The sequence below is a fragment of the Klebsiella sp. X1-16S-Nf21 genome (genome assembly GCF_002837615.1).
In the GTDB taxonomy this organism is placed as follows: domain Bacteria; phylum Pseudomonadota; class Gammaproteobacteria; order Enterobacterales; family Enterobacteriaceae; genus Klebsiella; species Klebsiella variicola.
The window spans coordinates 39,460-57,990 of record NZ_PJDK01000014.1; the positions used below are offsets into that span (position 1 = coordinate 39,460).

Here is an 18,531-nt window from a genome sequence, read left to right on the forward strand (position 1 = left end):
CGATGGATTCGCAACGCAATCTTCTTATCATCGCTTTGTTGTTCGTGTCTTTCATGATCTGGCAAGCCTGGGAGCAGGACAAAAATCCGCAGCCCCAGCAGCAGACCACGCAGACTACGACCACAGCAGCGGGTAGCGCCGCCGACCAGGGCGTACCGGCCAGTGGCCAGGGGAAACTGATTACGGTTAAAACCGACGTGCTTGAACTGACTATCAACACCAACGGTGGCGATATTGAGCAGGCGCTGCTTCTGGCGTATCCAAAAACGCTGAAGTCGACCGAACCGTTCCAGTTACTGGAAACCACGCCGCAGTTTGTCTACCAGGCGCAGAGCGGCTTAACCGGCCGTGACGGTCCGGATAACCCGGCGAATGGCCCGCGTCCGCTGTACAGCGTCGATAAAGAGGCGTTTGTGCTGGCAGATGGCCAGGATGAAATCGTCATTCCGCTGACCTACACCGACAAAGCCGGCAACGTCTTCACCAAAACCTTCACCCTGAAACGTGGCGGCTATGCGGTGAACGTGGGTTATAGCGTGCAGAACGCCAGCGAGAAGCCTCTGGAAGTCTCGACCTTCGGTCAGTTGAAGCAGACCGCGGCGCTGCCGACCAGTCGCGATACGCAGACCGGCGGCCTGTCCACGATGCATACTTTCCGTGGCGCAGCGTTCTCGACTTCAGATACGAAATACGAAAAATATAAATTCGATACCATTCTGGACAACGAAAACCTGAACGTCAGCACCAAGAACGGTTGGGTTGCCATGCTGCAGCAGTACTTCACCACCGCGTGGGTGCCGCAGAATAATGGAACGAATAACTTCTACACCGCTAACCTCGGCAACGGCATTGTGGCTATTGGCTACAAATCGCAGCCGGTACTGGTGCAGCCTGGTCAAACCGACAAACTGCAGAGCGTGCTGTGGGTCGGCCCGGCTATTCAGGACAAAATGGCTGCCGTTGCGCCGCACCTGGATCTGACCGTCGACTACGGCTGGCTGTGGTTCATCTCCCAACCGCTGTTTAAGCTGCTGAAATTCATCCACAGCTTCCTCGGCAACTGGGGCTTCTCGATCATCGTTATCACCTTTATCGTTCGTGGCATCATGTACCCGCTGACCAAAGCGCAGTACACCTCCATGGCGAAGATGCGTATGCTGCAGCCGAAGATTCAGGCCATGCGTGAGCGTCTGGGCGACGATAAACAACGTCAAAGCCAGGAAATGATGGCGCTGTATAAAGCGGAAAAAGTGAACCCACTGGGTGGCTGCTTCCCGCTGATTATTCAGATGCCGATCTTCCTTGCGCTGTACTACATGCTGAGCGCCTCGGTTGAACTGCGTCATGCGCCGTTTATCCTGTGGATCCACGACCTGTCTGCACAAGACCCGTACTACATCCTGCCGATCATCATGGGCGCGACCATGTTCTTCATCCAGAAGATGTCGCCAACCACCGTGACCGACCCGATGCAGCAGAAGATCATGACCTTTATGCCGGTCATCTTCACGGTGTTCTTCCTGTGGTTCCCGTCTGGCCTGGTGGTGTACTACATCGTCAGCAACCTGGTGACCATTATTCAGCAGCAGCTGATTTACCGTGGTCTGGAGAAGCGTGGCCTGCATAGCCGCGAGAAGAAGAAATCCTGATACTCTTCATTCTTCAAGCCAACGCATCTGCGACTTGGATAATTTAGAGTAGTTACGGTAACGTTAATGCCAGAGAAGGCGGTCAATGGACCGCCTTTTTTACATCTACATAGAGAGTCACCATGAGCCATAACGACACTATCGTCGCCCAGGCAACCCCTCCGGGACGCGGTGGGGTGGGCATCCTGCGTATCTCCGGCCTTAAGGCGCGCGATGTCGCGCAGGCGGTACTCGGCAAGCTGCCGAAGCCGCGCTATGCCGACTACCTGCCGTTCAACGACGTTGACGGTACGCCGCTGGATCAGGGAATTGCGCTGTGGTTCCCCGGGCCGAACTCCTTTACCGGGGAGGATGTGCTTGAGCTGCAGGGCCACGGCGGCCCGGTCATTCTCGATCTGCTGCTCAAACGTATTCTGACGTTGCCCGGCGTACGCATCGCCAGGCCGGGCGAGTTTTCCGAGCGCGCGTTCCTCAACGACAAGCTCGACCTGGCGCAGGCAGAAGCCATCGCCGACCTCATCGACGCCAGTTCAGAACAGGCGGCGCGCTCGGCGCTGAATTCGCTGCAGGGGGCGTTCTCCGCGCGGGTGAATCATCTTGTGGAAGCGCTCACTCACCTGCGCATCTATGTGGAAGCGGCTATTGACTTCCCGGATGAAGAAATCGATTTCCTCTCAGACGGCAAAATTGAAGCCCAGCTGAACGGCGTGATGGCCGACCTCGACGCCGTCCGCGCGGAAGCTCGCCAGGGCAGTCTGCTGCGCGAAGGGATGAAAGTGGTGATCGCCGGGCGACCAAATGCCGGTAAATCGAGCCTGCTCAACGCCCTGGCGGGCCGCGAAGCGGCGATCGTCACCGACATTGCGGGCACCACCCGCGACGTGCTGCGCGAGCATATCCATATCGACGGCATGCCGCTGCATATCATCGATACCGCGGGCCTGCGCGACGCCAGTGACGAAGTGGAGCGTATCGGCATCGAGCGCGCCTGGCAGGAGATTGAGCAGGCGGATCGGGTGCTGTTTATGGTCGACGGCACCACCACCAGCGCCGTTGATCCGGCGGAGATCTGGCCAGACTTTATCGAGCGCCTGCCCGCTAAACTGCCGATTACCGTGGTGCGCAATAAAGCCGACGTCACTGGCGAAGCGCTGGGTCTCAGCGAAGTCAATGGCCACTCACTGATCCGCCTGTCGGCGCGAACCGGCGAAGGCGTGGAGGTGCTGCGGAACCACCTTAAGCAGAGCATGGGCTTCGATACCAGCATGGAAGGCGGCTTCCTCGCCCGCCGCCGTCACCTGCAGGCGCTGGAAGAGGCGGCGAACCATCTGCAGCAGGGCAAAGCCCAGCTGCTGGGCGCCTGGGCCGGGGAGCTGCTGGCGGAAGAGCTGCGCCTCGCGCAGCAGGCGCTGAGCGAGATCACCGGGGAGTTCACCTCCGACGACCTGCTGGGCCGCATCTTCTCCAGCTTCTGTATCGGCAAATAACGTTTAGTCCGTAAACGTTCACTCACCCGCATTAACGCCGCGTTAATGCGGGTTTTTTCTTGCCCTTTGCGGCGCAACGTTCTCTACTTTTATCTCCCCTTTTACCACGAGACTAAAGCATGACCGTTGAATATACCGTGATCGAGAAGGTGCCCTCCGCCGAAGCGTTTTGCCACCTGCGGGTGGCGGCAGGCATGTCGCCGCGCCCCCTGGAAGGCGCCAGAGCCGGACTGCCGCGTAGCTGTTACGGCGTACATATCCTCTGGCAGGAGACGCCGATCGCGATGGGACGTATCGTCGGCGACGGCGCGATTAATTTCGATATTGTTGACGTCGCCGTCGATCCGGCTCACCAGGGAAAAGGCCTTGGCCGGCTGGTGATGGAGAAGCTGATCGCCTGGCTGGACGCTAACGCCTTTGACGGGGCCTACGTTACGCTGGTGGCGGATGTGCCGGAGCTGTATGCGAAGTTCGGCTTTGAAAGCGTTCGGCCGGAAAGCGAAGGGATGGCCCGCGTCTGGCGTACCCGGAGTCGTTAACTCGCGTTTCCTGCCAGGAAAAGAGCGTTGTCCAAATGGCAACTCGTCTTGTGCCGCGTTCCTCACTATGCTGAACGCCATTCACATCGCGAGGATCCCATGACACGCTTTCTTCTCTGCAGTTTCGCCCTGGTTCTGCTCTATCCCTCCGGCATCGATATGTATCTGGTCGGCCTGCCGCGTATTGCTCAGGACCTGGGGGCCAGCGAGGCGCAATTACATATCGCCTTTTCAGTCTATCTGGCCGGTATGGCCTCCGCGATGCTGTTTGCTGGTCGCATCGCCGACCGGTCAGGACGTAAGCCTGTCGCCATTGTGGGCGCGGTGATCTTTGTTGTCGCCTCCCTGCTCTGCGCCCAGGCGCACGCCAGCAGCCACTTCCTCGCCGGACGCTTTATCCAGGGGATCGGCGCCGGCAGCTGCTACGTGGTGGCTTTCGCTATCCTGCGCGATACGCTGGACGATCGCCGCCGCGCCAAGGTGCTGTCGTTGCTCAACGGCATTACCTGCATTATCCCCGTCCTGGCGCCAGTGCTTGGCCACCTGATTATGCTGAAATATCCGTGGCAGAGCCTGTTCTACACCATGACCGGCATGGGCGTCATGGTCGGTTTGCTGTCGGTCTTTATCCTGCGCGAGACGCGCCCGACGGCACCTCCGCAGACTGCGACACCGCAGCATGGCGGCAGTGAGTCGCTGCTGAACCGCTTTTTTCTCAGCCGCATTCTCATTACCACCCTCAGCGTGACGGCGATCCTGACCTACGTGAACGTCTCTCCGGTTCTGATGATGGAAGAGATGGGGTTCGATCGGGGAACTTACTCAATGGCGATGGCCCTGATGGCGATGATCAGCATGGCGGTCTCCTTCTCGACGCCGTTCGCCCTGTCGCTGTTTACCCCCCGCACCTTAATGCTGACTTCGCAGGTACTGTTCCTGGCGGCAGGCCTGGCGCTGAGCCTCGCCACCCGCCAGACCCTCACCCTGATCGGGTTGGGCATGATTTGCGCCGGCTTCTCCGTTGGATTCGGCGTCGCAATGAGCCAGGCGCTGGGGCCGTTCACGCTGCGCGCGGGCGTCGCCAGTTCGGTCCTCGGCATCGCGCAGGTGTGCGGTTCATCGCTGTGGATTTGGCTCGCCGCCATCATCGGACTCAGCGCAATGAATATGCTGATCGGGATACTCATTGCCTGTAGCATAGTGAGCCTTGTTTTATTACTGGTCGTCACCCCGCCGCGGGTTGCGCAATACGATGAAGAAGCCGCTGTCGAGTCTTGATCTTAATTTACTCCTCTGCCTGCAGCTCCTGACCCAGGAGCTCAGCGTTACCCGTACGGCGAAGCGGATGAACGTTTCGCCGTCAGCGGTGAGCAAGTCGCTGGCCAAACTGCGCGCCTGGTTTGACGACCCGCTGTTTGTGAAAACCCCGCTGGGTCTGGCGCCTACGCCGCTGGTCAGCAGCATGGAGCAGGATCTGGCGGACTGGATGCAGATGGGCAACCAGATCCTCGATAAACCACACCACACCATGCCCAGCGGCCTCAAATTCGAGCTGGCGGCGGAAACGCCGCTGCTGATGATCCTGTTTAATACCCTCTCCCAGCGCATCTATCAGCGCTATCCGCAGGCATTGATTCGTTTGCGCAACTGGGACTACGACTCGCTGGACGCCATCATTCGCGGTGAGGTGGATATCGGCTTCTGCGGGCGCGAAAGCCATCCGCAGTCGCGGGAGCTGCTGAGCCTGCTGCCGTGGTATATCGATTTTGAGGTACTGTTCACCGACCTGCCGCAGGTCTGGCTGCGCGCCGATCATCCAGCGCTCAGGGAAGAGTGGGATCTGGCGGCATTCTTACGCTATCCGCATATCACTATCTGCTGGGAACAACGCGATACCTGGGCGCTGGACGATGTGCTGCAGGAGCTGGGGTATAAGCGTAACGTGGCGCTGACCGTGCCAGGGTTTGAACAATCGCTTTTTATGGCCGCTCAACCGCAACACACCATGCTGGCTACCGCGCCGCGCTACTGCCAGCACTATAATCAGCAGCACCAGCTGCCGCTAGTCTCCCGGCCGCTACCGCTGGAGGCGCAGCATCTGGAAAAGCTGCGCGTTCCCTTCACCCTGCTATGGCATAAGCGCAACAGCTACAACCCGAAGCTCGTCTGGCTTAGAGATACGCTGAAAGCACTCTATTCCGGTACGCTGTAAGCCTTGTTTCGTGTCTATCGCCCCTTATTTGCGCAAGAATTTGTAAAATTCAAACAAATTCCCTTTTCAAGGGGGGATTTCGGCATTAAAACCTGTTAATACCAGGCGATAATAGCGCCCGCAATTTTATCCAGACCATTACTCACGGAGCGACGTATGGCAACGCATTTTGCAAGAGGGATACTTAGTACCGGGGAGCCGCTATCGACACGTTTGTCAGCGGCCTGTCATCAATCCGCACGCCTACTCCCTGAATACCGTCAGGCTCGCTTTCGCGCTTCGCGTTCGCTACTCGCCGAACTGCTGTTTATGCTTTACGGTATCAGCGAGCTGCCTGAAATTATCAATGAAGCCAATGGCCGACCGGTTTTTAGCGATCGTCATCTTCCTCGCTTCTCTATCTCTTATACTGGCAATATTGTTGGCGTCGCGCTGACCACCGAGGGGGATTGTGGCCTCGACATGGAACTGCAGCGCACGGTGCGTGGTCACGACGCCGACCGGCACAATTTCAGTAACAATGAAAATCTGTGGATTAACATTCAGCATGACCCGGATGAAGCGCGTAGCCAGCTGGTGGCCCTGCGGCGAAGCGTGCTGAAACTGACCGGCGAAGCATCAACGCAGCTGCTGCCGGGTTCTGGCCGCCTGCGCACCGCCGGTAGCCAGCCGATCGAAGCCGTCTGTGATGCCGAATCGCTGCTGGTGTGGTCGATTGCCGCCAGCCCAAATATCGGCTCGCTGAAGGTCTGGGAATATGATGCTAAGGGGGGCGAATGGCGCAGCCTGCCGGATGCTCAGCAGCGCGCACGCGAACCGTCGGCCCGTCTGATGCGTTTTACCAGCTTACCGATGGAAAAAACCTTATCCCTCAATTGACCGGTTTTGCCGGCATCATGATACAAAGGAGCAATCATGTCAGATACCTTAAAAGTGGTTACGTTACTCGGCAGCCTGCGCAAAGGGTCGTTTAATGGAATGGTCGCGCGCACCCTGCCCGGCATCGCGCCAGCGGGCATGGATATCTCCGCGCTGCCGTCGATCGGTGATATCCCGCTGTACGATGCTGATATGCAGGAGGAAGAGGGGTTCCCACAGCGCGTGCAGGATATTGCGCAACAGATCCGCGAAGCGGATGGCGTGGTGATCGTCACTCCCGAGTATAACTATTCCGTGCCTGGCGGCCTGAAAAACGCCATCGACTGGCTGTCACGCCTGCCCGAGCAGCCGCTGTCCGGCAAACCGGTACTGATTCAGACCAGCTCAATGGGCGCCATCGGCGGTGCGCGCTGCCAGTATCATTTGCGCCAGATTCTGGTCTTCCTTGATGCGATGGTAATGAATAAACCGGAATTTATGGGCGGCGTCATCCAGAACAAAGTGGATCCGCAGTCGGGTGAAGTAGTCGATCAGAGCACCCTCGACCATCTGCGTGGCCAGCTGACCGCCTTTGGCGACTATATTCGGCGGGTTAAAGCATAAAAAAAGCCCGGCAGCGATGCCGGGCTTTTTCATCATGCGTGCGGATTAATGTGCATCGATAAAGACAATTTTCAGCACGAACAGCAGCGAAACGATAATCACGCACGGGCTGAGCTCGCGCAGACGGCCGGTACCGATCTTCATCACGCAGTAAGAGATAAAGCCTAAGGCGATACCTTCGGTGATTGAGAAGCTAAACGGCATCATCACCGCGGTGATAAACGCCGGTACCGCTTCCGTCAGGTCATCCCACTTCACGCGCGCGAGGCTGGAGGTCATCAGCACGCCAACGTAAATCAGCGCGCCAGCGGCCGCATAGGCCGGAACCATCCCCGCCAGCGGAGACAGGAAGATAACCAGCAGGAACAGGATCCCAACGACAACGGCGGTCAGGCCGGTGCGCCCGCCCACGGAAACGCCGGAGGAGGATTCGATATAGGCCGTCACCGACGAAGTACCGATGAAGGAACCCGCCACCGACGAGACGCTGTCGACAAACAGCGCTTGCTTCATGCGCGGGAATTTACCCTGAGCATCAGCCAGACCCGCTTTATCGGTGACGCCAATCAGCGTCCCGGAGGAGTCAAACAGGTTGACCAGCATAAACGAGAAGATCACACCGGCCAGGCCCAGGTTCAGGGAGCCCGCCAGATCGACATGACCAATCACCGACGTCACGCTCGGCGGCGCGGAGACGATGCCGGTGTAGTGCACATCGCCCAGCATCCAGCCCAGCAGGGTGGTGACCACAATAGACACCAGGACCGCGGCATGAATGTTACGTGATGCCAGAATCGCGATGATAAAGAAGCCCAGAATGCCCAGCAGCACACTGTGGGAGGTCAGATGACCAATGCTGACCAGCGTTTCCGGGTTAGCGACGATAACCCCGGCATTTTTCAGACCCATCATGCCGATAAACAGGCCGATACCGCTGGTGATACCGACGCGCAGGCTCACCGGAATATTGGCGATCATCCAGTAGCGTACACGGAAAATCGTCAGCAGCAGCAGACCGACGGCGCCCCAGAAAATCGCGCCCATGCCTACCTGCCACGGCAGGCCCATCGCCTGCACCACCACGAAGGCGAAGAAGGCGTTCAGACCCATCGCCGGCGCAAGAGCCACCGGCAGGTTCGCGAACAGCCCCATCAGGATACTGCCGAACGCAGCAATCAGACAGGTGGTCACAAACACGGCGCTGGTATCCATGCCCGCTACGCCAAGAATTTGTGGGTTAACAAAAACGATATACACCATCGTCAGGAACGTGGTGAAACCGGCGATCGCTTCCGTGCGCACTGTGGTGCCGTGCTCGCGCAGTTTAAATACGCGCTCCAGCAGACCCTGGCCAGAAGACTGGCTGGTTTGTTGTTGACTCATTATCGGTTTCCGAACGTAAAGGAGGGAAAATTCGAGGCTATCCTATACCAAAACAGGGCACCCGGCGCAGTTGTATGGTAATTTTTTTCATTTATTTTGCTTATACGGCAACGATTGCGTCGCGGCATTGGGCATGACGAAAACGTTAAACTTGTTAATACGGAAAGACTATGACTCAACCAGAAGCAGTATTTTTTGACTGTGACGGCACACTGGTCGACAGTGAGGTGATTTGCTCCCGCGCCTACGTTCACATGTTCCAGGAATTCGGCATTACGCTGGACCTTGCCGAGATTTTTAAGCGCTTCAAAGGGGTGAAGCTGTACGAAATTATCGACACCATCAACGCTGAGCATGGCGTTAACCTGCAAAAAGCGACGCTGGAGCCAATTTACCGTGCGGAGGTCGCTCGCCTGTTTGATAGCGAACTGGAGGTGATTGCCGGAGCCCAGGCGCTGCTGGATGCGGTAAGCGTCCCGATGTGCGTGGTCTCCAATGGTCCGGTCAGTAAAATGCAGCACTCTCTTGGCCGCACCGGCCTGCTGCACCATTTCGCTGACCGCTTGTACAGCGGCTATGATATTCAGCGCTGGAAGCCTGACCCGGCGCTGATGTTTCATGCGGCAGAGGCCATGCAGGTAAAAGCCGAAAACTGTATCCTGGTGGATGACTCCAGCGCCGGTGCTCAGTCGGGGATTGCCGCCGGCATGGAGGTGTTTTATTTCTGCGCCGATCCGCATAACCAGCCGATCGATCATCCCAAAGTGACGACCTTTACCGATCTGGCAGAGCTGCCGGCATTGTGGCAAGCGCGCGGCTGGGATATCACGCGTTAAGGGCCTGGTGAGCGGCACGTTGGCATCGATGTAGCCCCGCTAAGCGTCTGTGCAAGCGGGGAATAGAATCAGCGACTGGTTATGGCTGCAATTCAGTGACTGCCGCTTTATCGGCAATAATCACCAGTGAAGGGTGTAATTTGAGCACCGACGCCGGCACCTGCTCGCTGACCGGGCCTTCAACCACCTGCTTAAGGGCTTGCGCCTTCGCCGCGCCGCTCACGATCAACAGCAGATTTTTTGCCGCCATCACGCTTCTCGGCCCCATGGTGACATAGCTATCGGGCACGACGGAAAAATCCCCGCCCATCTCGCCGTTAGCGACAATACCAATCATTTCCCCATGAATCGGCACTTCGACCGTCTGATCATGAAAGCGGGTGGTATTCGGCAGGTTGCCGCAAAAATGGCCGTCAGCCCCCAGCCCCAGCACCATCAGATCAAGGCCGCCAGCCTCTTCCAGCTGGCGATCGTGCTGAGCGGCGTTGTCCAGCGTCAGCTTGTGAATGTTCTCTTCTTTGATCTGCGCCGGGGTAAAAAACAGCTGGCGCAGATTAGATATCGTGACGCCTTCTCGCGACTGGCCGCGAAAGGGGATCTCATCGAAGTTGTAATAGTGCACCCGATCATAGAATGCTTTGCCTTTCACTGCGGCGGTTAGATGCTCATACATCCGCTTTGGCGTGCTGCCGGCCGTCACGGCGAGATTCACCCGCCGCGGTGCCGTGATATAGCCCAGAACATGATGGCTGGCGACCAGGCTCATCTCTTCATAATCTTCGGTCACAATCATTTTCATCTTGTCGTCCTTCACAAGCACAAAACGGGGGCTGAAGGCCCCCTAACGGTTATTTAAACAGTTTCTGCACAAACTCGGCGTAGGCCGGGCGCCAGACGTCCATTTCATGGTTCAGGCCAGGATACGAGTGATAGTCGAAGTTGATCTTCTGTTTTTCCAGCTCGCGTTTCAGACCCGCGATATCGTTGCCGGTGACGGAATCTTTTTCCCCGACGACCACGGTAAAGTTGCGCAGCTGCTTATTGATCGCGTCAGGCTGCTTCAGCTGCGCTTCCACGCCGGCATTCGGCACTGTCGTGGTCGTGACGCCGCTAAAGGTGGCGAGCCAGCCAAAGCTATCCAGATGGTTCATTCCGGAAACCAGCGCCTGATAACCGCCCTGTGACAGGCCAGCCAGCGCCCGGCCGTCGGCATCTTTACGCACGTTAAACCGGGTATCGATCAGCGGAATGATATCCTGCATCAACTCGTTATCCGCCGCCTGCGCATTGAGCGGATAGAAGTTTTTGCGCCGCTCCTGCGGCGGAAAGTTTTCCGCTATCGCTTCCGGGGTATCGGTTTCGGTATCCGGGACCACCACCAGCATCGGCTTGATTTTGCCCTCCGCCAGCAGGTTATCCATGATCTGCGGGATACGCCCCTGATCGATGGCCGACAGACCGCTGTCGCCAAAGCCATGATAGAAATAGAGCACCGGCAGCGGATCGCCGGTTCCGCTATAGCCCGGCGGCGTCCAGACATAGAGACGACGTTCGGCGTTCAGTGCCTTCGAGTGATAGGTGAGGGTGCGCAGATCGCCATGCGCGACCGCCCGATCGTCGAGAATACTACCAGGTACCAGAATCAAACTGGTATTCACCTGGCGCTGCGGCTTCTGATAGCGGCTGCCGGTATCCACCGAGCGGAAGCCATCCACATCGAAATAGTATTCATAGATATTGGGTTTCATCGGCTCACTTTTCCATGTCCACACCCCCTGAGCCTCTTTGGTCATGTCGTGTGAGACAAAGGAGTCCGGCGTGGCGCCGGTCACTACCGAGACCCGCCGGGCATCAGGAGCAAACAGGCGATAAGTGATACTCTTATCCGCGTTAACCTGGGTAATAAAGTGGCTCACCGGCAGGGTGGGATCCGGCATCGCGGGTAATGGCGCCGCCTGGAGGGTAAATGCCGCGCCCGCCAGCGCCAGTGCGAAATACATTGCATGTCGTTTCATCGTTAGTCCTCTTCCGTTGTGTCCGTTCTGTTATCGTCTTACCACCAGATTTCCGCCTGCGCCCCCACGGCAAACTGATCGTTTTTACCGTCTTCAAAAATGCTGGTGGTATTATTCGCTGCCTTATCCAGGTCGATATCCTTCGCTTTAATATAGGTGGCATAGAAGCGAATTTCCGGGCGCGAGGTCAGCATACTGGTATTGACTTTGAAGGTATGGAACAGCGTGGTCTTGTAGCCGGACTCGTTATATTTCTTGCCGGTAACATCTTTGTTTTGCTGTTTGAAGTATCCCAGCTCGACACCGGTCTGGTTATATTTATCCCAGATATAAGCCGGTCGCAGGACCGTGCGAATGGATTCAAAATCGGAGTGGGCCCCGGTTTCGTAGCTATAGACATCGTTACCAAAGGAGTAGACGATGGCATTCGCCATAATAACGTCATCGCGTAAATAGGTTTCCCCCTGCGAGGTTAAGCGCACGGCGGTGCCATTGGTATGATCGCCATAATAGCGGCCGTTAAAGGTGGTATAGGGGCTGGATCCGGCATAGCGCGAGAAGCTGCTGGCAATAGAATTATTCGCCAGTAAGAAAGAAAATTCGTTAAAACCGCCGTTAGCCCATTTCTGTGTTAACGAAGTGCCTGCCATCCAGGTATCTTTCCACGGATAATAACCTTCATTGCCCTCTTTATATTTCTCTGAGGAACTTTGATTCGCGGCGACATAGCGTCCGCTGACCATCAGGCTGGCTTTATCCCACAGCGGAATCTCTTTGTAGCGAACGTCCAGAGTATTGGTGTTAATTTGCTGCTTATTGCTCAAAGAACGATCGTAATCATCGACATCTTCGCGGACCAATGCGATATCGAATTTCCCGGCGCCCACCTGCCAGTTTTCCAGCCCCACGCCGGCCGCCGCATCGGTTCTCTGCGTTTTCCAGTCCAGCATCTGGATTTCGATTTTTGGCGCCCCGTGTTTGCCGACCCAGAAATCGGCTTCCGGGGCAAACGGCAGGAACCCTTTGGTGTTAACGTACATATCCGAGAACTGGATGTAGTTTTCGCCGCCGGCATTGTCACCAAACCAGCCTGAGGAGTACTGCTGGCCGACGTTCCCGTCGAGCATCACGATGGCATCAACGCGTTTATCACCTTCCTGAAACACCCGCTGCTTCAGCTGCAGATCGAACCAGCCGGAATATTCATTGCCCAGGCGGCCAAGCGAACCGATCGCCCACGATTTTGGCGAGCCGTGCGAGGCGGTGCCCCAGCCGGAACGGAAGTAGCCGTTATAGCTGAAGCCAATTTCATCTTTCACGAACGTGCTAAAATCTTTCAGCGTCATCGCGCTGTAGGCTGGCGCGCCATCCGTGGCAGGTTGTTGATTTTTAACCAGCACCGCATCCGGTTTAACCGCCGTTTTCGGACCGGCGGCCGCCACCCCGGTCTTGCGCTTCTGACCTTCCGCAGGCGGAGACCATGAGGCCCAAATCTGGTCTCTTTTTCTCTCCTGGTCCTGATATTTTTTGAGCTCTTTTTGCGTGTCTTTGAGCGCTTTCTCCAGCAGCTCAAGTCGTTGCTCCACCGTCAACGGGCTTGCTATCAGAGTGGTGGAATAACAAAGAGGCGCCAGCAAGACTATCGCCGAAGCGATCCTGTTTTTTCTCATCATAATATTCCTTTATATAAGCATTGGCGTAAATAAAACACGACAGCAACAACCATCCCGCGCAGGTTCTAATAGCCCTATCCATACCGTTTGAGGTCGCGGCGGCTGTTATTTTTGCAGTTAGACAAAAGCAAAAAAAAACCTGAAGAAGACCATCTGCCTTAACAGATAATCCTCTTCAGGTTTTGCCCGCACATCGCGGTAGCAACCCTCATTCAGCCATTATTGGCCCGCATAAAACAAAAAAACCTGATACCGCCGCCGTAGGGGCAATATCAGGTTTTGCCTGCTGTCGCAGTCACAATCCGTTTAAACCACCCTGAGCGTTTAAGCTCAGGAGTGGGCGTTGATTGTTACGCGATAAAATGAATAACTCAAACGGGCAGATTGTTAATTGTGACGATAATCTCAGCAATCTCGCTGCCACGAGATAAATCATATCTAATTCTGATAAAGCCATTTACCAGAATTAGACAGAATGATTATTACTCTTTCGGATCTTTGCCGGCGAGCAGTTTATCCAGCTCATCGCCGCCAACGTGACGGAAATCCTGACCTTTGACGAAGTAGAAAATATATTCGCAGATATTCTGGCAGCGGTCGCCAATACGCTCGATGGAGCGCGCGCAGAACAGCGCGGTCAGGACGCTGGGGATAGTGCGCGAGTCTTCCATCATGTAGGTCATCAGCTGGCGTACGATGCCTTCATACTCCTGGTCGACTTTTTTATCTTCGCGATAGATACGTACCGCTTCGTCGAGATCCATACGCGCAAACGCATCCAGTACGTCATGCAGCATCTGCACCGTGTGACGGCCCAGCGATTCGAGGCTCACCAGCAGCGGCTGGTGCTGCTGGGAAAACTTCTCCAGCGCGGTGCGGCAGATTTTATCCGCCACGTCGCCGATGCGTTCCAGCTCAGCGATAGTCTTGATGATCGCCATCACCAGACGCAGGTCGCTGGCGGTCGGCTGGCGCTTGGCGATGATGCGCACGCAGGCCTCGTCGATCGCCACTTCCATCATGTTGACCTGCTTGTCGCCGTCGATGACGCGTTTCGCCAGATCGCTGTCCTGGTTATGCATGGCGGTGATCGCATCAGAAAGCTGTTGCTCCACCAGCCCACCCATGGTCATCACCTGGGTGCGGATATACTCCAGTTCAGCGTTGAACTGGCCGGAAATATGTTTGTTAAGATTTAGGTTGTCCATGGTGTCTCCTGATTGCCCAACTGGTGAGAGCCTGAAAGCACAAGGGCAAATCAACCGTAGCGGCCAGTAATATAATCTTCAGTTTGTTTCTTCGCGGGCTTGGTGAACAGGTCGTCCGTGTTGCTGAACTCAATCAGCTCGCCAAGATACATAAATGCCGTATGGTCGGAGCAACGCGCAGCCTGCTGCATGTTGTGAGTCACGATAACGACGGTGTAGTCCTGTTTCAGCTCGGTGATCAGCTCTTCGATACGCCCGGTGGAGATCGGGTCCAGCGCGGAGCACGGCTCATCAAGCAGCAGCACTTCCGGGCGGATCGCGATACCGCGCGCGATGCACAGGCGCTGTTGCTGGCCACCGGAGAGAGAATACCCGCTCTGGTGCAATTTATCTTTGGTTTCGTTCCATAATGCGGCTTTGGTCAGCGCCCACTGCACGCGCTCGTCCATATCGGCACGGGACAGCTTTTCAAACAGGCGCACGCCGAAGGCGATATTGTCATAAATGGACATCGGGAACGGCGTTGGTTTCTGGAACACCATGCCAACCTTAGCGCGCAGCAGGGCGATATCCTGGGTGTTGGTCAGAATGTTGTCGCCATCCAGCAGGATCTCGCCTTCCGCGCGCTGCTCCGGATACAGTTCGAACATTTTGTTGAACGTGCGCAGCAGGGTGGATTTACCACAGCCTGACGGACCGATAAACGCCGTCACCTGGTTTTTGGTGATATCCAGGTTGATGTTCTTCAGGGCATGGAATTTGCCGTAGTAGAAGTTCAGGTTACGAACTGAAATCTTACCCGGAGCTGTATTCACCATACTCATCTCTATCTCTTCCTCATTCAGCGCAGCATTCGCTGCGCCGCAAAAAATTAACCGTGTTTCTTCTTGGCGAAGATAACGCGCGCCAGGATGTTCAGCAGCAAGACGCACAGGGTGATAATCAATACCCCGGCCCATGCCAGTTGCTGCCACTCCGCAAACGGACTCATGGCAAATTTGAAAATGGTCACCGGCAGGTTAGCAATCGGCTGCATCATGTCGGTGCTCCAGAACTGGTTGGACAGCGCAGTGAACAGCAGCGGCGCCGTTTCCCCGGCGATACGGGCGATAGCCAGCAGGATCCCGGTCATAATCCCTGAGACGGACGCTTTCAGGGTGATCGCCGAGATCATCTTCCACTTCGGCGTCCCCAGCGCATAGGCCGCTTCACGCAGGCTATCCGGCACCAGCTTCAGCATGTTTTCGGTGGTACGAATAACGATAGGCACCTGCAGCAGCGCCAGCGCGATAACGCCCGCCCAGCCCGAGAAGTGCTGCATCTGCGCCACCACGATGGTGTAGACAAACAGGCCGACCACGATAGACGGCGCGGAAAGCAGAATATCGTTGATAAAACGGATGATTTCCGCCAGCACCGATTTGCGGCCATACTCCGCCAGATAAATTCCGGCAAGGATACCCAGCGGCGTACCAAAGACGGTTGCCCACAGGATCAGCAGGCCGCTGCCGGCGAGGGCGTTAGCCAGGCCACCGCCCGCCGTATTCGGCGGCGGCGTCATTTCGGTGAAGAGCGCCAGACTCATGCCATCGAAACCGCGGGTTATCGTCGCCATCAGGATCCAGATAAGCCAGAACAAACCAAACGCCATGGTCGCCATCGACAGCGCCAGAGCGATACGGTTCTTCATACGACGTTTGGCCTGCATCTTGCGACGGGACTCCGCCAGCTCGGTAGAGGTTTGCAATTCAATGGTCGCCATTAGCGTGCCCCCTCATTCTTCGCGAGGCGCATAATCATGAACTTAGACGCGGCCAGAACGATAAAGGTGATAACGAACAGGATCAGGCCCAGCTCCATCAGCGCCGCCACGTGCAGGCCGGTTTCCGCTTCGGCGAACTCATTAGCCAGCGCGGAGGTAATACTATTCCCTGGCATATACAACGAGATGCTGTCGAGCTGGTAGGTGTTGCCGATAATAAAAGTTACCGCCATGGTTTCACCCAGCGCGCGGCCCAGACCGAGCATCACCCCGCCGATCACCCCATTCTTGGTGAACGGTAAGACAATGCGCCAGATCACCTCCCAGGTGGTGCAGCCGATGCCATAGGCCGACTCTTTCATCATCACCGGCGTCTGTTCGAAAACATCACGCATGACCGCGGCGATATAAGGGATGATCATGATGGCCAGAATGACGCCAGCGGCGAGAATACCGATACCAAACGCCGGGCCGGCAAACAGCGCGCCGACGAACGGGATGGTCGACAGGACGTTACCGACCGGCTCCTGGAAGTAAGTCGCAAACAGCGGGGCGAAAATAAACAGGCCCCACATGCCGTACACGATACTCGGGATTGCCGCCAGCAGCTCAATCGCAATGCCCAGCGGACGCTTGAGCCAGGCGGGGGACAGTTCGGTCAGAAACAGCGCGATGCCAAAGCTCACTGGGACGGCGATCAGCAGCGCGATAAAGGAGGTCACCAGGGTTCCGTAAATCGGTACCAGCGCGCCGAAGATTTCGTTGGGCGCATCCCACTCTTTGGTCCACAAAAAAGCAAAGCCAAACTTTTGAATGCTCGGCCAGGAAGAGATGATCAGGGAAACGATGATGCCGCCCAGCATCAATAGCACAATCAGCGCAGCCAGTTTTACCAGCGCACTGAAAATCATGTCACCCTTTTTCCCCGGAGGGGTAAATGCAGGCTTGGTTGCAGCCATAGATTACTCTTTACGTATTAAAACTTGTTCGAATAAATGCCCGGTGGCGTTCGCTTCCGGGCCTACAGTCTGAACCGTAGGGCGGGCAGCGCCTGAACGCCCCCGCCATCTTCGTCAAAAATCTACTGTTAGTACAGCGCTTTACCGCTGCTGTCTTTGACGTTGGTTTTCCATGCCGCGCGAACCTGCTCTACCACGCTTTCCGGCAGCGTCGCGTAATCCAGCGCATTCGCTTCTTTCCCGCCGTTTTTATACGCCCAGTCGAAGAACTTCAGCACTTCAGCGGTCTGTTCCGGCTTGTTGGTCGCCTTATGCACCAGGATGAAGGTGGTTGAGGTGATCGGCCATGCATTTTCGCCTTTCTGGTTGGTCAGGTCCTGAGCGAAAGACTTGCTCCAGTCAACGCCTTTTGCGGCGTTAGCGAAGTTGTCTTCAGTCGGGCTAACCGGCTTGCCGTCGGCAGAGACCAGCTTGGTATACGCGAGGTTGTTTTGCTTGGCGTAAGCGTATTCAACGTAACCAATCGAGCCCGGCAGACGCTGAACAAAGGCGGCGATACCGTCGTTGCCTTTACCGCCCAGGCCGGTTGGCCAGTTAACGGTAGAGCCGGCGCCGATTTTCGATTTCCACTCTTCATTCACTTTGGACAGGTAGCTGGTGAAGACGAAGGAGGTACCGGAACCATCGGCGCGGCGGACCACGGCGATGTTCTGCGACGGCAGCTTCAGGCCCGGGTTGAGTTTAGCGATCGCTGCGTCATCCCATTTTTTAATTTTACCCAGGTAGATATCACCGAGGGTTTTGCCATCCAGCACCAGTTCGCCGGATTTCACGCCAGGCAGGTTAACCGCCAGTACCACGCCGCCAATCACGGTCGGGAACTGGAACAGACCTTCCTGGGTCAGTTTGTCATCAGCCAGCGGAGCATCAGAAGCACCGAAATCAACGGTGTTGGCAATAATCTGCTTAACGCCACCAGAGGAACCAATACCCTGGTAGTTCACTTTATTGCCGGTTTCTTTCTGATAGGTGTCAGCCCATTTGGCATACACCGGCGCAGGGAAAGTTGCGCCTGCGCCAGTCAGGCTTGCTGCTGCGAAGGCAGAGAAAGCGCTCATCGATAAGGTCGCGGCGACAACTGTTGCGACGGTGGTACGCATAACGTTCATAATGTCTCCTGCTGGGATTCGTAAATCATTGTTTCGAGGCTATGGTGAGCAAAATAGGTCAAAGAGGTGACAGTAAAATGTACGAATTATGACAGTTTTATGACAGGCAGAAAGAAGGGATTTTACAGCAAATAATAAATATATAACTCAGATAGTT

At 56.2% G+C, this 18,531-nt stretch carries 17 protein-coding genes; 8 read left to right on the plus strand and 9 right to left on the minus strand.

The genetic code is table 11. From position 1 onward, the window contains the following. Positions 1-2: 2 nt before the first annotated feature. The 7 genes from yidC (at position 3) to CW267_RS08920 (ending at position 7,369) form a co-directional block, all read left to right on the plus strand. Complete coding sequence (gene yidC, locus CW267_RS08890; protein WP_008806741.1) at positions 3-1,649, plus strand: membrane protein insertase YidC; 1,647 nt, start codon at positions 3-5, stop codon at positions 1,647-1,649. A 122-nt stretch (positions 1,650-1,771) separates the two neighbouring features. Beyond that, entirely contained in the window at positions 1,772-3,136 is a 1,365-nt protein-coding gene (gene mnmE, locus CW267_RS08895) for a tRNA uridine-5-carboxymethylaminomethyl(34) synthesis GTPase MnmE (RefSeq protein WP_008806740.1), read from the plus strand. Positions 3,137-3,255: 119 nt separating this feature from the next. Continuing rightward, the gene (locus CW267_RS08900) at positions 3,256-3,675 is read left to right on the plus strand and encodes a GNAT family N-acetyltransferase (RefSeq protein ID WP_008806739.1); all 420 of its coding nucleotides are present in this window, start codon (positions 3,256-3,258) and stop codon (positions 3,673-3,675) included. Between the two features lie 99 nt (positions 3,676-3,774). Continuing rightward, positions 3,775-4,953, plus strand: a complete 1,179-nt coding sequence (locus tag CW267_RS08905) for an MFS transporter (RefSeq protein WP_008806738.1) — start codon at positions 3,775-3,777, stop codon at positions 4,951-4,953. Then, a complete protein-coding gene (gene yidZ / locus CW267_RS08910; protein ID WP_004151541.1) occupies positions 4,928-5,887 on the plus strand; it encodes an HTH-type transcriptional regulator YidZ in 960 nt (319 codons plus the stop codon). The genes CW267_RS08905 and yidZ overlap by 26 nt, the downstream gene beginning before the upstream one ends. Before the next feature lie 309 nt (positions 5,888-6,196). Then, on the plus strand, positions 6,197-6,766 hold the full coding sequence (locus CW267_RS08915) for a 4'-phosphopantetheinyl transferase family protein (protein WP_162493349.1): 570 nt from the start codon (positions 6,197-6,199) through the stop codon (positions 6,764-6,766). Between the two features lie 36 nt (positions 6,767-6,802). After that, positions 6,803-7,369 carry an NADPH-dependent FMN reductase gene (locus CW267_RS08920; RefSeq protein WP_008806736.1) on the plus strand — a complete coding sequence of 189 codons (567 nt, stop codon included), beginning with the start codon at positions 6,803-6,805 and terminating at the stop codon, positions 7,367-7,369. A gap of 45 nt (positions 7,370-7,414) precedes the next feature. Here the strand turns inward: CW267_RS08920 and CW267_RS08925 are convergent, their stop codons facing one another. Continuing rightward, positions 7,415-8,752, minus strand: a complete 1,338-nt coding sequence (locus CW267_RS08925; protein WP_008806735.1) for an NCS2 family permease — start codon at positions 8,750-8,752, stop codon at positions 7,415-7,417. Between the two features lie 170 nt (positions 8,753-8,922). Between CW267_RS08925 and yieH the strand changes: the two genes are divergently transcribed. Beyond that, positions 8,923-9,588, plus strand: a complete 666-nt coding sequence (yieH, locus tag CW267_RS08935; protein WP_008806734.1) for a 6-phosphogluconate phosphatase — start codon at positions 8,923-8,925, stop codon at positions 9,586-9,588. Positions 9,589-9,667: 79 nt separating this feature from the next. Here the strand turns inward: yieH and CW267_RS08940 are convergent, their stop codons facing one another. The 8 genes from CW267_RS08940 to pstS all read right to left on the minus strand — a co-directional run bounded on the left by CW267_RS08940 (position 9,668) and on the right by pstS (position 18,374). Continuing rightward, positions 9,668-10,387 carry a glucosamine-6-phosphate deaminase gene (locus CW267_RS08940; RefSeq protein ID WP_008806733.1) on the minus strand — a complete coding sequence of 240 codons (720 nt, stop codon included), beginning with the start codon at positions 10,385-10,387 and terminating at the stop codon, positions 9,668-9,670. A 49-nt stretch (positions 10,388-10,436) separates the two neighbouring features. Further along, positions 10,437-11,603 (minus strand): alpha/beta hydrolase-fold protein, encoded by a 1,167-nt coding sequence (locus tag CW267_RS08945; RefSeq protein WP_064180764.1) that lies wholly within the window; start codon positions 11,601-11,603, stop codon positions 10,437-10,439. A 38-nt stretch (positions 11,604-11,641) separates the two neighbouring features. Next, positions 11,642-13,276, minus strand: a complete 1,635-nt coding sequence (locus tag CW267_RS08950) for a carbohydrate porin (protein WP_008806731.1) — start codon at positions 13,274-13,276, stop codon at positions 11,642-11,644. A gap of 482 nt (positions 13,277-13,758) precedes the next feature. After that, positions 13,759-14,484: a phosphate signaling complex protein PhoU gene (gene phoU / locus CW267_RS08960; protein WP_004145007.1), complete on the minus strand. Its 726-nt coding sequence runs from the start codon at positions 14,482-14,484 to the stop codon at positions 13,759-13,761. A gap of 50 nt (positions 14,485-14,534) precedes the next feature. Continuing rightward, positions 14,535-15,308, minus strand: coding sequence for a phosphate ABC transporter ATP-binding protein PstB (gene pstB, locus CW267_RS08965; RefSeq protein ID WP_004145006.1), 774 nt, complete (start codon positions 15,306-15,308; stop codon positions 14,535-14,537). Between the two features lie 47 nt (positions 15,309-15,355). Further along, positions 15,356-16,246: a phosphate ABC transporter permease PstA gene (pstA, locus tag CW267_RS08970; protein ID WP_008806730.1), complete on the minus strand. Its 891-nt coding sequence runs from the start codon at positions 16,244-16,246 to the stop codon at positions 15,356-15,358. After that, positions 16,246-17,205 (minus strand): phosphate ABC transporter permease PstC, encoded by a 960-nt coding sequence (pstC, locus tag CW267_RS08975; protein WP_004145004.1) that lies wholly within the window; start codon positions 17,203-17,205, stop codon positions 16,246-16,248. The genes pstA and pstC overlap by 1 nt, the downstream gene beginning before the upstream one ends. Before the next feature lie 128 nt (positions 17,206-17,333). Then, the gene (gene pstS, locus CW267_RS08980; protein ID WP_012543307.1) at positions 17,334-18,374 is read right to left on the minus strand and encodes a phosphate ABC transporter substrate-binding protein PstS; all 1,041 of its coding nucleotides are present in this window, start codon (positions 18,372-18,374) and stop codon (positions 17,334-17,336) included. Between the last annotated feature and the right edge of the window lie 157 nt (positions 18,375-18,531).